11 protein-coding genes are annotated in these 14,063 nt (G+C 48.0%); 5 read left to right on the top strand and 6 right to left on the bottom strand.

Features of this window, described 5'->3' with window-relative positions; all coding sequences use genetic code 11:
• Positions 1–185: 185 nt before the first annotated feature.
• The 5 genes from ACQ661_RS03095 to ACQ661_RS03075 all read left to right on the top strand — a co-directional run bounded on the left by ACQ661_RS03095 (position 186) and on the right by ACQ661_RS03075 (position 7,522).
• Positions 186–1,760 carry a type I restriction-modification system subunit M gene (locus tag ACQ661_RS03095; RefSeq protein ID WP_431667713.1) on the top strand — a complete coding sequence of 525 codons (1,575 nt, stop codon included), beginning with the start codon at positions 186–188 and terminating at the stop codon, positions 1,758–1,760.
• A complete protein-coding gene (locus tag ACQ661_RS03090; RefSeq protein WP_431667587.1) occupies positions 1,757–3,019 on the top strand; it encodes a restriction endonuclease subunit S in 1,263 nt (420 codons plus the stop codon). Before ACQ661_RS03095 ends, ACQ661_RS03090 begins: the two co-directional genes overlap by 4 nt.
• A gap of 222 nt (positions 3,020–3,241) precedes the next feature.
• The gene (locus ACQ661_RS03085) at positions 3,242–3,406 is read left to right on the top strand and encodes a hypothetical protein (RefSeq protein ID WP_431667585.1); all 165 of its coding nucleotides are present in this window, start codon (positions 3,242–3,244) and stop codon (positions 3,404–3,406) included.
• Positions 3,396–4,427 carry a RhuM family protein gene (rhuM, locus tag ACQ661_RS03080; RefSeq protein ID WP_431667583.1) on the top strand — a complete coding sequence of 344 codons (1,032 nt, stop codon included), beginning with the start codon at positions 3,396–3,398 and terminating at the stop codon, positions 4,425–4,427. Before ACQ661_RS03085 ends, rhuM begins: the two co-directional genes overlap by 11 nt.
• Positions 4,424–7,522: a type I restriction endonuclease subunit R gene (locus ACQ661_RS03075; protein WP_431667581.1), complete on the top strand. Its 3,099-nt coding sequence runs from the start codon at positions 4,424–4,426 to the stop codon at positions 7,520–7,522. The genes rhuM and ACQ661_RS03075 overlap by 4 nt, the downstream gene beginning before the upstream one ends.
• 94 nt (positions 7,523–7,616) lie before the next feature.
• On the opposite strand, the gene ispH is transcribed toward ACQ661_RS03075, so the two are convergent.
• From ispH to ACQ661_RS03045, 6 genes are all read right to left on the bottom strand, one after another.
• On the bottom strand, positions 7,617–8,561 hold the full coding sequence (gene ispH, locus ACQ661_RS03070) for a 4-hydroxy-3-methylbut-2-enyl diphosphate reductase (RefSeq protein WP_313932527.1): 945 nt from the start codon (positions 8,559–8,561) through the stop codon (positions 7,617–7,619).
• A 23-nt stretch (positions 8,562–8,584) separates the two neighbouring features.
• On the bottom strand, positions 8,585–9,025 hold the full coding sequence (gene fkpB, locus ACQ661_RS03065; RefSeq protein WP_153825940.1) for an FKBP-type peptidyl-prolyl cis-trans isomerase: 441 nt from the start codon (positions 9,023–9,025) through the stop codon (positions 8,585–8,587).
• Entirely contained in the window at positions 9,025–9,534 is a 510-nt protein-coding gene (lspA, locus tag ACQ661_RS03060) for a signal peptidase II (RefSeq protein WP_110076100.1), read from the bottom strand. Before lspA ends, fkpB begins: the two co-directional genes overlap by 1 nt.
• Positions 9,535–9,541: 7 nt before the next feature.
• On the bottom strand, positions 9,542–12,394 hold the full coding sequence (gene ileS / locus ACQ661_RS03055) for an isoleucine--tRNA ligase (RefSeq protein ID WP_431667579.1): 2,853 nt from the start codon (positions 12,392–12,394) through the stop codon (positions 9,542–9,544).
• A gap of 273 nt (positions 12,395–12,667) precedes the next feature.
• Positions 12,668–13,591, bottom strand: coding sequence for a bifunctional riboflavin kinase/FAD synthetase (gene ribF / locus ACQ661_RS03050; RefSeq protein WP_110076088.1), 924 nt, complete (start codon positions 13,589–13,591; stop codon positions 12,668–12,670).
• A 172-nt stretch (positions 13,592–13,763) separates the two neighbouring features.
• A complete protein-coding gene (locus tag ACQ661_RS03045; RefSeq protein WP_431667578.1) occupies positions 13,764–13,988 on the bottom strand; it encodes a hypothetical protein in 225 nt (74 codons plus the stop codon).
• Between the last annotated feature and the right edge of the window lie 75 nt (positions 13,989–14,063).

The following is a 14,063-nucleotide window of genomic DNA, read 5'->3' as shown; positions in this document are numbered from 1 at the left end:
TTGAAAAAATGGTGGTCCGCGCATGCGACTACCGCATACTCTCTCTCTACTCAAATACCCCATTCAAAGCTCCCAAATCGCCATCACCTTGTGATATTCTTTTGAGCACACAACGGCAAGCATTCCAAGCCAACCAAGCGACAAAAATTGACGCTTATTTAATGGACTAAAACAGGGAAAGAATGATGACAAGTACCCAACAGCGCGCCCTACTCCAACGCCAAATTTGGCAGATTGCCAACGACGTTCGTGGCTCTGTAGACGGCTGGGATTTTAAGCAGTATGTACTCGGTACCTTGTTCTATCGCTTTATCAGCGAAAACTTCGCTAGCTACATTGAAGCCGGTGACGAAAGCATTAACTATGCATCGCTTGATGATTCGGTGATTACTGACGACATCAAAGACGATGCCATTAAAACCAAAGGCTATTTCATTTACCCAAGCCAGTTATTCGTTAACATCGCCAAAACCGCGAACAACAACGAGAGCCTGAACACCGACCTTGCCCGCATCTTTGGTGAAATTGAAAATTCAGCCAACGGCTATGCATCGGAAGATGACATTAAAGGCTTGTTCGCAGATTTCGACACCACCAGCAACCGTTTGGGTAATACCGTCAAAGACAAAAACCTACGTTTAGCGGCGGTATTAAAGGGTGTAGCCGGGTTAGACTTCGGCAACTTTGAAGACAACCAAATCGACCTGTTCGGCGATGCTTATGAATTCCTAATTTCAAACTACGCAGCGAATGCCGGGAAATCAGGTGGCGAGTTCTTCACGCCACAACATGTATCGAAGCTCATTGCGTTACTGGCTATACATGGGCAAACCAGCATCAATAAAATTTATGACCCGGCAGCGGGTTCGGGTTCTTTGCTGATGCAGGCGAGGAAGCACATCGACGTGCATCGTATTGAAGACGGTTACTTCGGGCAGGAGATTAACCATACCACCTACAACCTTGCCCGTATGAACATGTTTCTGCACAATATCAACTACGATAAGTTCAATATCCAGTTAGGGAACACGCTCACTAATCCACATTTTTTGGATGACAAGCCGTTTGATGCCATTGTTTCTAACCCACCCTACTCGGTGAAGTGGATAGGCAGCGATGACCCCACGTTGATTAATGACGAGCGTTTTGCCCCTGCAGGCGTACTAGCCCCCAAATCAAAAGCTGACTTTGCCTTTGTGTTGCACGCACTCAGTTACCTTTCAAGCAAAGGCCGTGCAGCCATTGTTTGTTTCCCCGGTATTTTCTATCGCGGCGGTGCTGAGCAGAAAATTCGTAAGTACCTCGTGGATAACAACTACGTTGAAACCGTGATTTCGTTAGCGCCAAACTTGTTCTTTGGTACCACGATTGCCGTCAACATTTTGGTGCTCTCCAAGCATAAGCAAGATACTTCCGTGCAATTCATCGATGCCAGTGGTTTATTCAAGAAAGAAACTAACAACAACACCCTTACGGATAACGACGACCCAAATGATCCGGGGCACATTCAACAGATAATGGCAGCATTCTCTAGCAAAGAGGAAATTCCGCACTTTTCTCACTCTGTTCCATACGAAGAAGTTGCTAAAGACTACAATCTCTCCGTCAGCAGCTATGTCGAAGCCAAAGACAACCGCGAAGTTGTCGACATTACCGAGCTAAACGCTGAGCTGAAAACCACCGTTGCCAAGATTGACCAATTGCGTGCGGAAATAGATGCGATTGTGGCGGAGATTGAGGGGGCGGAGGTTGAACGATGAGTAGTCTGAGCTACATGGAGAAGTTGCTTGATGGGGTTGACGTTGAGTGGAAGGCGCTAGGAGAAGTATGCGACTTCAAGAACGGGTTCGCATTTAAGAGTAGCTTATTTAAAGAAGCTGGTTTACCGATAATTAGAATTACTAATGTCGATGGGAAAAACATATCCCTAGCCGATGTTAAGTATTTTGACCCGTCTGACTATAAGGAAAATACAGCCTCCTATGAAATTCGCAAAGGCGATATTTTAATTGCGATGTCTGGTGCTACTACAGGGAAAATTGGCTTTTACGCTCACGAGAGCCCCGCGTACCTGAATCAACGAGTAGGTAAGTTCTTACCCAAGGCAGAAATCCTTAACAATAGATATTTGTATCACTATCTTCTTTCTAAAGTAGAGCAAATTTATGTGATTGCGGGTGGCGGCGCACAGCCAAACCTTAGTTCAAATGCACTAATGGCGAAAATTGAAATCCCAATTCCATGCCCTGAAAACCCAGAAAAGTCGCTTCAAATCCAAGCGGAAATCGTCCGAATTTTGGACGCATTTACCTCCCTTACCGCCGAGCTTACCGCCGAGCTTACCGCACGCAAAAAACAATACAACTACTACCGCGATAAATTGCTCAGCTTTGAAGGCGGCGAGGTGGAGTGGAAGCCTTTGGGGGCTGAGGATATCGGAAAGTTTATTCGCGGTGGTGGTTTACAGAAAAAAGACTTCACTGAAACTGGCGTTGGCTGTATTCACTATGGGCAAATTTATACGCACTATGGTACATATGCGAATACAACAAAAACTTGTGTTTCTGAAGCATTTGCGCAGAAAGCGAAGAAAGCACACAGCGGCGATTTAGTCATTGCAACTACAAGCGAAAATGATGACGACGTTTGCAAAGCGGTTGCTTGGCTTGGCAATGAGGATATTGCGGTCAGTAGTGATGCATGTATTTACCGGCACAGCCTAAATCCGAAATATGTGTCTTATTTCTTTCAGACCGAGCATTTTCAAAAACAAAAACGTCCATTTATAACTGGCACGAAAGTAAGACGAGTTAATGCTGATAACCTTGCGAAAATACTAGTACCGGTGCCAAGTATGCAAGAACAAGAACGAATTGTATCTATTCTCGACAAATTCGACGCCCTAACCAACTCAATCACCGAGGGCCTTCCGCGAGAAATCGAGCTGCGGCAAAAGCAGTACGAGTATTACCGTGATTTGCTGCTAAGTTTTCCCAAACCAGGTGAGCAGGTGGCTTGATATGTGTATGTCGCAACGTAAAGTAACCCGATTACACGTTGTTTACCGAGCGACTGAGACACCTCGGCTCAAAGAAATCCAGTTGCCAACCACAACTTATAAGAATTTCTTAGGAGCTCAAATCGTTAATCGATTGATTCATATTCAGCGAAGTATCTCAGACAACTACCGAGGATTCCTAGGTAGTTCAAAGTTTAACCAAAAAAGGAAAAGGAATTTCCGATGACCAACAATAGTGAGATTTACCAATTTACAGACGGTAAGTTAGGGCGATATTCAGTATGTGCAAAATTTGCACATACTGGCGAGTCTCGTATTACGAATGCAACCAATATGCAAAAGATGCATATTGCTCTGTGTCTGCCGGAGGCAACCGATGACCAATAAACTAAGTGTCAAAGACCAAACCTCTGAATTTCTGCTATACACCGCGCCCAATGGCGACATTAAAGTTGAGGTGTTACTAAGCGATGAAACCATTTGGCTTACGCAAAAGCGCATGGCGGAGTTGTTTGGTGTTGGGGTTCCTGCAATATCGAAGCACCTTGAAAACATTTATGAATCAGGTGAGCTGCAGCGTGAGGCAACTATTTCCATTTTGGAAACAGTTCAACAAGAGGGAAGTCGAGAGGTTAAGCGCAAGCTTGAATACTACAACCTTGACGCCGTGATATCGGTCGGCTACCGCGTTAACTCAACACAAGCTACCCAGTTTCGTATTTGGGCCACTCAACTGATCAAAGAATACATCATCAAGGGCTTTGCCATGGATGATGAGCGTCTGAAAAATGGCCAGTACTTTGGCAAAGACTACTTTAAAGAGCTGCTCGAGCGCGTTCGTTCCATTCGCGCGAGCGAGCGGCGTATTTATCAGCAGATCACCGATATTTTTGCTGAGTGCAGTATCGACTACGACCCAAAATCAGAAACCACGCGCCAGTTCTACGCCCACGTGCAAGATAAATTCCACTATGCCATTACCGGGCATACCTCGGCTGAAATTATTAGCCTGAAAGCGGATGCAAGTAAGCCGCTTATGGGAATGACAACTTATAAGAATGCCCCCAAAGGTCGCGTGCTGAAATCGGATACGGCTATCGCTAAGAACTACTTATCAGAAACGGAAATTAAACAGCTAGAACGCGCGGTATCGTCGTTTTTTGATTACATTGAGGGCATTATTGAACGGCGCAATACCTTTACCATGGAAGCCTTTGCCGCCAGTGTGGATAAGTTCTTGGCCTTTAACGAATACCAGATACTGGAAGGTTATGGCAGCGTGTCGCGCGCAATTGCTAAGCAGAAGGCCTACCAAGAATACGAACAGTTTAATAAGCGGCAGAAAATTGAGTCAGATTTCGACCGCGAAGTGAAAAAGCTGCTGCAGAAAAAGGAAACAAAGGAATGACCACCTACAAACCCATAGCCGAGTCAAAACACTTTATCGTTTTGGATAAGTACACCAAGCAATATGAAGTTGCTGAAAGCTATCAAAGCGAGAGTGATTTAGAGCGCGAGCTGATTCAAGATTTAGTGAATCAGGGCTATGAGTACGTGCCCGGCCTGAATAACCCAATGGCGATGCTTGCCAACGTGCGGGTACAGTTGCAAACGTTGAACAACGTTGAATTTTCAGACGGCGAGTGGGCGCGTTTTGTTGAAACCTACCTTGATAGACCAAGCGACAGCATCACCGATAAAACCCGCAAAATTCACGACGATTACATTGAAGATTTCGTGTTTGATGATGGCCGTATTCAAAACATCTATCTGGTCGATAAAAAGAACATTGCACGTAACAAAGTACAGGTGATCAAGCAGTTTGAACAAACGGGTTCGCATGCGAATCGTTACGACGTCACCATTTTGGTGAACGGCCTGCCACTCGTTCAAATTGAACTGAAAAAACGCGGTGTGGCCATTCGTGAAGCCTTTAACCAAGTGCACCGCTACAGCAAAGAGAGCTTCAATGCAGAAAGCTCATTGTTTAAATATTTGCAGCTATTTGTGATTTCAAACGGTACCGACACGCGTTACTTTGCTAACACCGTGAAGCGGAACAAGAACACCTTTGATTTCACCATGAACTGGGCGAAATCCGACAACGGTTTGATTAAAGACCTTAAAGACTTCACGGCGACCTTCTTTCAAAAAGATACGTTGCTCAAAGTATTACTGCACTTCTCAGTGTTTGATGTAAGCGACACCTTGCTGGTGATGCGGCCTTATCAAATTGCCGCCACAGAGCGCATTTTATGGAAAATCAAGAGCGCATTTCAGGCCAAGCAATGGAGTTCAACCGATGCTGGCGGCTATATTTGGCACACCACAGGCTCGGGGAAAACATTAACCAGCTTTAAAGCAGCACGCTTAGCGACCGAACTCGATTTTATCGACAAAGTATTCTTCGTGGTGGACCGTAAAGATCTCGATTACCAGACAATGAAGGAATATCAGCGTTTCTCGCCTGATAGCGTGAATGGCTCGGATAGTACCTCAGGGCTTAAGCGTAATTTGAGTTTGGATGACAACAAAATCATTGTGACCACCATTCAAAAGCTGAATAACCTGATGAAAACCGAGCGTGACTTACCGGTTTATCGTCAGCAGGTGGTGTTTATTTTTGACGAATGCCACCGCAGCCAGTTTGGTGAAGCGCAGAAGAACTTACAGAAGAAATTTAAGCGCTATTATCAGTTTGGTTTTACCGGAACGCCGATATTTCCACAGAATGCACTAGGCGCTGAGACTACTAGATCAGTGTTTGGCCACGAATTGCACTCGTACACCATCACTGATGCCATTCGCAACGATAAAGTGCTTAAGTTCAAAGTGGACTACAACGACGTTCGCCCCCAGTTCCGTCAAATTGAGACCGAACAGGACGAGAAAAAACTTAGCGCAGCGGAAAATAAACAGGCATTACTACACCCGGAACGTATTCGGGAAATCACCCACTACATACTGACGCACTTTCGCCAAAAAACGCACCGTATGAAGGCGGGCGGGCGAGGTTTCAATGCCATGTTCGCGGTCAGCAGCGTTGATGCCGCAAAAGCCTACTACGAGGCGTTTAAACAACTGCAGCAAGACGCTGAGCGACCTCTGCGTGTCGCGACCATTTTCTCGTTCGCCGCGAATGAGGAGCAAGATTTCATCGGTGAGATACCGGATGAAAGCTTTGAAGTGTCTGCTATGAACAGCAGCGGCAAAGAATTTTTAAGCGCCGCGATTGCAGACTACAACGCCATGTTCCAATCCAACTACGGTGTGGACAGTAACGGCTTCCAAAACTATTACCGCGATCTTGCCAAGCGCGTGAAAAGCCAAGAAATTGATTTGCTGATTGTGGTGGGTATGTTCCTCACTGGATTTGATGCACCGACATTGAATACGCTGTTTGTGGATAAGAACCTGCGTTACCACGGACTTATTCAAGCCTATTCGCGCACCAATCGTATTTACGATGCTACGAAGACTTTCGGCAATATCGTGACCTTCCGTGATTTAGAGAAAGCGACGATTGATGCCATCACTTTGTTTGGTGATAAAAATACCAAGAACGTGGTGCTCGAAAAGAGCTACACAGAGTACATGGAGGGCTTCACGGACCTCGTGACAGGGCAAGCACGACGCGGCTTTATGGAAGTAGTTTCTGAGCTTGAGCAACGCTTCCCGAACCCCGATGAAATTGAGCTCGAGAAAGACAAGAAAGACTTCGCCAAGTTATTTGGCGAGTATTTGCGTGTTGAAAATATCCTGCAAAACTACGATGAATTTGCCAGCTTAAAAGCGTTGCAGACCATAGATACGAGCGATGCGGAAGCTGTTGAAGCATTCAAGATTGAGCACCATTTAAGCGACGACGATATCGCGACGTTACAAACGATTCGCATACCGCCTGAACGCAAGGTGCAGGATTATCGCTCGACCTATAACGATATTCGCGACTGGATACGCCGCGAGAAATCAGCCGAGAACCAAGCACAGTCAACGATTGACTGGGACGATATCGAGTTTGAAATCGACTTGCTGAAGTCGCAGGAGATTAACCTCGACTACATTCTTGAGCTGATATTCGAGCAGAACAAGAAAAACAAAAGCAAAGGTGATTTGATTGAAGAAGTTCGCCGTCTGATTCGAGCCAGCCTTGGTAACCACGCTAAAGAAAGCTTAATTGTCGACTTTATTAACCAAACCGACCTAGATGAGATGCCCGACAAAGCGGGCATCATTGATGAGTTCTTCAAGTTCGCTCAAGCCGAGCAGCAGCGCGAAGCCGAAGAACTTATTCGTTCAGAGAACCTCAACGCCGATGCTGCCAAGCGCTACATCGCCGCATCTTTACGCCGCGAATACGCCAGTGAAAATGGCACCGAGCTAAATTCAACATTACCAAAACTAAGCCCGCTGAACCCGGAATACCGTACCAAGAAGCAAACAGTATTCCAGAAGATTTCGGCGTTTGTTGATAAGTTTAAGGGCGTTGGTGGGAAGCTTTAGGTTGGTTGCAATGGTCTTCTTTAAAGCCCGATCCCATCTTTGCCACCTCCCCCACGGAGTTTGGGCCGCTAGCACAAGGCTAGCGGCAAAGCTGTTAGTTTACTTCAACCACACGTAATTCAGGAGGGATAGAAAAAGTAATGTTCTCTTCGCGGCCACTGCGTTCTTCAACCTGATTGCCACCCCAAGCTTGTAGCTGTTTGATCACGTCACGCACCAACACCTCGGGGGCCGAAGCGCCAGCAGTCACACCAACCGCCTGCACGCCATCCAACCAGCCCTTATCGATACAGCTGGCATCGTCAATCAAATGCGATACTGTGCCCATTTTCTCAGCCAGCTCGCGCAGGCGATTTGAGTTGGAGCTATTGCGCGCGCCCACCACCAATAACAAATCAACTTCGGCAGCCAACTCACGCACTGCATCTTGCCGGTTCTGCGTGGCATAGCAAATATCATCTTTACGCGGCCCCTGAATATCCGGAAACTTGGCCCGCAACGCATCAATCACATCAGCGGTATCGTCTACCGATAAGGTGGTTTGACTCATGTAATGGAGTTGCTGTGGATTTTTCACCTCAAGGGTTGCCACATCAGCAACAGACTCAACCAAATAAATACCGCCTTTGGCGTTATTGTATTGGCCCATGGTGCCTTCTACTTCTGGGTGCCCAGCATGACCTATCAACACACACTCATGGCCTTTACGGCTCGCCCGCGTTACTTCCATATGCACTTTGGTGACCAATGGACAAGTGGCATCAAACACCTGCAAGCCGCGGTCTTTGGCTTCTTGGCGTACCGCCTGCGAGACCCCATGCGCAGAGAAAATCACAATGCTGTTGTCTGGCACTTCATGTAATTCATCCACAAACACTGCGCCACTAGCCCGCAACGAGTCCACCACGTATTTGTTGTGCACCACTTCGTGACGCACATAAATCGGCGGCTCAAAAATTTCCAACGCGCGCTCTACAATAGTAATGGCTCGATCTACCCCAGCACAAAACCCACGCGGATTCGCCAGCACAATATTCATTTTAAACTCCAAGTGCGTTGTTCTTAAGGATTCACTTCAATAATCTCAACCGCAAATCGTACCTGCTGGCCCGCCAACGGATGATTAAAATCAATGGTCACAAACTGGTCATTGATACTACGCACAATACCAGGCAACTCTGTGCCGTCGGGTTGCGGGAACGTAAAAATCATTCCTACTTCGGGTCGCTCAGCGCCAAACTTAGTGGTATCCACTTGATAATAGTTGTCGCGATTAGGTTCGCCAAAGGCATCTTTGGCCTCGAGCGTAAACTCACGCTCATCGCCTGCTTTGAGCCCAACCAAACAGGCTTCAAAATTTTCAGTTAACGAACCATCGCCCATCCGAAACTTAGCCGGTTTACCGGTCATCTTGGTGCTATCGGCAACTGAGTTATCACTCAACTTAATGGTAAAGTGCATAATCACTTCACGACCGTGTTCGATCGGGAGACGACTGATCATTATTTTGACTCCTGCCCCGCGGGCTCTTGACGCTGTTCAAAAAACGCTTCTAGCAACATCAATACAGCCCCAATAGTAATGGCCATGTCGGCAATGTTAAATGCTGGCCAATGCCATTCATTCACATAAACATCGATAAAATCGATAACATAGCCATAAATGATGCGATCAATTACATTGCCAATAGCGCCCGCTAAAATCAGCGTAAAGGCGAGGTTCTGCCGCCATAACCCGACCGGATTACGGCGCAACCACACCAATAACACCAAGCTCACGGCAATAGCCAAGCCGGTGAATAACCAGCGCTGCCAACCACCTTGATCACTCAAAAAACTAAAAGCTGCACCCATGTTGCGCACGTAGGTGAAATTTAAGTACGGCATTATCTCTATGCTTTCGTACAAATCAAACACCCGGATCACCCACTGCTTAGTAAATTGATCCAGCACAATAAGTAGCAAGGTTAACCACAAAAAGCGTAAGCCACTGGCCCGCTTTTGCAAATCTATCGGCTTACTAGGCAAAATGACGCTCCTCACCTGCACCTTCAACGTTAGTTACGCAGCGCGAACAAAGGGTTGGATGCGCCGCAATGGAGCCCACTTCAGGGCGGTGGTGCCAACAACGGTCACACTTCTGTGCTGCTGCCTTCGCTACTTGCGCCCACACCCCTGCTAAATCAGTAGCCGCTGCACCCGCTGGGGCAGAGGTCACGGTTTCGACAGTCACCGCAGAGGTAATGAAAGCAAATCGCAACTCATCACCTAAGCTCGCTAACTGGCTGGCAATATCCGCTACCGCATAAACCGTTACTTCAGCTTGCAACGAACCACCAATGACCTCGTCGCGACGCGCTTGCTCAAGGGTACGGTTCACTTCATCACGAACCGCCAACACGGTCTGCCACAATTCGTTATCTGCCGCAGTCACTGTGATAGATTCAGCAGCCCGATACCAACTCTCGGTAAAGACATAGTGCTGACGAGCCTCGCCATCGGCTAATTGACGCGGCAAGGCATCCCAAATTTCTTGGGCAGTAAAGCTACAAATCGGTGCTAACCAGCGTACCAGCATTTCGGCAATATGATACAAGGCCGTCTGACATGAACGACGCGCTACACTGTCGCGTTTTGCCGTGTACTGACGATCTTTAATCACGTCTAAGTAGAAACTACCAAGTTCAATTGAGCAGAAGTGCATCAGCTTTTGCACCACCACATGAAATTGATAATCGTCTAACGCGGCCAATAATTCATTTTGCAAACTAACCGCGCGCGCCACAATCCATTTATCAATAGCAACCATCTCAGCAGCTGCGACCGCGTGTTGGCTTGGCTCAAACTCATTGATATTAGCCAACAAGAAACGCGCCGTATTACGAATGCGTCGATAACTATCGGCTGCACGCTTCAAGATTTCATCAGATACCGTCATTTCACCGGAATAATCCGTTGCCGCTACCCACAAGCGCAGAATGTCACCACCTAGCTTATTCATGACCTCTTGCGGCGCTACCACGTTACCGATCGACTTGGACATTTTCCGTCCTTGTCCATCTACGGTAAAACCATGGGTCAGCACTTGCTTATAAGGCGCTTGTTGATACATAGCCACGCCCGTTAACAACGACGACTGGAACCAACCACGATGCTGATCCGAACCCTCCAGATACAAATCAGCTGGCCACTGTAAGCCTGGTGTCTTATTCAAGACGGCTTCGTGCGTTACGCCCGAGTCAAACCATACATCCAAGGTATCTGTTACTTTGCGATAATCCGCTGCCTCGTCACCGAGTAGCTCTGCTGCATCTAAATCAAACCAAGCCTGGATACCAGTTTGTTCTACTCGCTTAGCGACTTCTTCAATCAGTTCCAGTGTACGCGGGTGCAACTCATCGTTGTCACGCCGCACAAACACTGCAATCGGGTTACCCCAGGTGCGTTGGCGCGAGATACACCAGTCCGGACGACCTTCCACCATACTTTCAATACGGCTTTGGCCCCACTCTGGCACCCAACGTACTTGTTTAATTTGCTCTAACGCAGTGCTGCGCAGCCCTTGCTTATCCATGCTAATAAACCACTGTGGCGTAGCACGGAAAATGATCGGGGTTTTGTGCCGCCAGCAATGCGGATACGAGTGCTGATAGGCCTCATGGTGAACTAACTTGCCGGCTTCTTTTAACGCCTCAACGATGTTGTCGTTAGCTTTCATCACGTGCTGACCAGCAAACATCGGTGTGTCATCTTTATAGACGCCGTTGTCACCCACTGGGTTATACACCTCAATGCCGTAGCGCTGACCAACAATAAAGTCATCCACACCATGGCCTGGTGCCGTGTGTACACAACCCGTACCCGATTCAGTGGTGACATGCTCACCCAAAATCAAAGGCACCTGCACGTCCGCAAATAACGGATGTTGCACCAACATATTTTCTAGCGCCTGGCCCTTGGCAAAGCCAAGTTTGTGGTAATGCTCAATACCCCAACGCGCCATCGCACTGGTCACCAAATCATCAGCCAACACCAAGCGCAGCGCCGGCCGCTCTGCCGTAGCCTCAACCTGCACCAAGCTATAATCCAAACTTGGATGCAACGAAATGGCTCGGTTGGCCGGAATAGTCCAAGGTGTGGTCGTCCAAATCACCACCTGCACTTCGCCTTCACCGGCGTGGTCTTGCGGATGATCAAAAGCCGCTACTAACTGGGCTTGGTCAACCGCTGCAAAGCCTACATCGATAGCTGGTGAACGCTTATCTTGATACTCTACTTCGGCCTCCGCCAAGGCTGAACCACAGTCCGTACACCAATGCACTGGCTTAAAGCCCTGCTGTAAATGACCATTAGCAATGATCTTGCCCAACGCCCGAATGCTATCCGCTTCTTGTTGCGGGTTCATGGTTAGATAAGGATTATCCCAATCACCAAACACACCCAAACGTTTAAAATCTTCACGCTGACCATCTACTTGCGTTAACGCATAGTCGCGACAATGCTGCCGAAACTCAGCAACGGTCAATTTTTTACCCGGCTTGCCATACTTTTTCTCTACTTGCAGCTCAATCGGCAAGCCATGACAATCCCAGCCAGGAACATAAGGCGCGTCAAAATCGCTAAGGGTTTTCGCCTTCACGATCATATCTTTCAAAATTTTATTAACCGCATGACCAATGTGAATGCTGCCGTTCGCATACGGAGGGCCATCGTGCAAAATAAACACCGGCTTACCCGCTTTAGCGGCACGAATCTTGCCGTACAAGTCGTCGGCATACCACTGCTCTAGCATCTGCGGCTCGCGCTGCGCCAAATTCCCGCGCATCGGAAACTCAGTTTCCGGCAGATTCAGCGTGTGTTTATAGTCGGTCATTATTTCTGTTCCTTTTTCCGGGGTGTTTTGTGCCCCATGACTTATTTCAATTTTTGGGTTTGAGAAGCGTTGTTCGTGCGTTCACTTCGTTCACTGTTCGTGATTCGTGCGTGCTTCGCACTGTTCGTGATTCGTTGTTCGTGCGTTCACTGTTCGTTGTTCGTGCGTTCACTTCGTTCACTGTTCGTTGTTCGATATTCGTCCGTGCTTCGCACTGTTCGAACAGCGAAGCGGACGAAGCACGAACAGCAACGCGGCCGAATCACCGCCGAATCACGGCCGAAGCTCTCGCGCAGCGCGAGCATCACGCTCTATTTGTTGCTGCAACGCAGCAAAGTCAGCGAACTTTTGTTCAGCACGGATAAAATGCCGCGGCACCACCTGCAACTGTTGCCCGTACAAGTCGCCGGTAAAATCAAACAAGTGCACCTCAAGCTGTACCCGCTCGCCATTAAGTGTCGGTCTACGCCCAATATTAGCAACGCCAGCATGCATTTTGCCATCATTGGTTTGCACCTGCACGGCAAAAACACCTCGTAATGGAGAGTGTAAACGCTTCAGTTGTAGATTAGCAGTAGGAAAGCCTATCGTCCGGCCTTTTTTTTCACCATGCACCACCCGCCCAGCAAAAGCAAAGGGGCGACCTAACATGGCCTCGGCCGCTGCAAAATCACCTACCGTGAGAGCTTGACGAATGGCGGTGCTGCTCACTCGCTGTTGCTGCTGCCGATAACTTTGCGTATCGACCACTGCAAATCCAAATTCAGCGCCAGCCCGCTGTAACATCGCAAAATCACCTGTGCGCCCGTGGCCAAAGCGAAAATCATCACCCACCACTAAAAATTTCACACCGAGTTTTGCCACCAACACCTGCTCAATAAAATCAGCCGCCGGCAAATTAGCAAACTTACGATTAAACTCAATCACAATATGGCGATCAATCCCTTGGGCTCGCAACGCTTGATGTTTTTCGCGCAGATTGGTCAAGCGCGCCGGTGCTTTATCCGGCTGAAACAATTCTTGCGGCTGTGGCTCAAAGGTCATCACAGTGGCTGCGACACCGCGCTCTTGCGCCTGTTGTTTAACTTGCGCCAGCACCGCTTGATGGCCTAAGTGCACCCCATCAAAATTACCAATAGTGAGCACACACCCACGGTGGATAGAGCGAATATTATGTATTCCGCGAATTAACTGCATGAGAACGTAGTGAGCCTATCGTTACTTGTGATTCGGTAAATGATTAACGTAAATGATTAACAAAGCGGCGATTATAACAGGCTCACCAAAGGCTAACCAGACACTAAAGACTCATTAATACCAGCTCGAGTAGCTGATCGCTCAAGCTCCTCATCAAGATGTTGCTGTGTAGTTAATGATCATCGCCGTCGGCGTTGAGCAGCTTAGTCAGAGCTTGTTCGACAACCTGTGGGTGTTGTAGCGGCACCAAATGGTCACTATCAGGCAACGGAATATACTGCCCGCCAGAAATCTTGGCCTGCTCAGCGCTCCAAGCGCTGCCTTCGCGCTGCCACTGTTGCAGGGCTGCCACCAGCTCGGCGTCATCTCCTGCAGCTGCAATCTCCTGCAGCTGCAATCTCCTGCTGCTCGAAATCGCTGTCGATAACACTCACAGGTATCTGTGTAATCATGTCTAGCGAGGCATAACTTT

The sequence above is a fragment of the Pseudidiomarina sp. WS423 genome (assembly GCF_050750165.1).
Lineage (GTDB): Bacteria > Pseudomonadota > Gammaproteobacteria > Enterobacterales > Alteromonadaceae > Pseudidiomarina > Pseudidiomarina fusca.
Note: the sequence above shows the minus strand (reverse complement) of the source record. Positions and strands in the feature narration are given on the sequence as shown.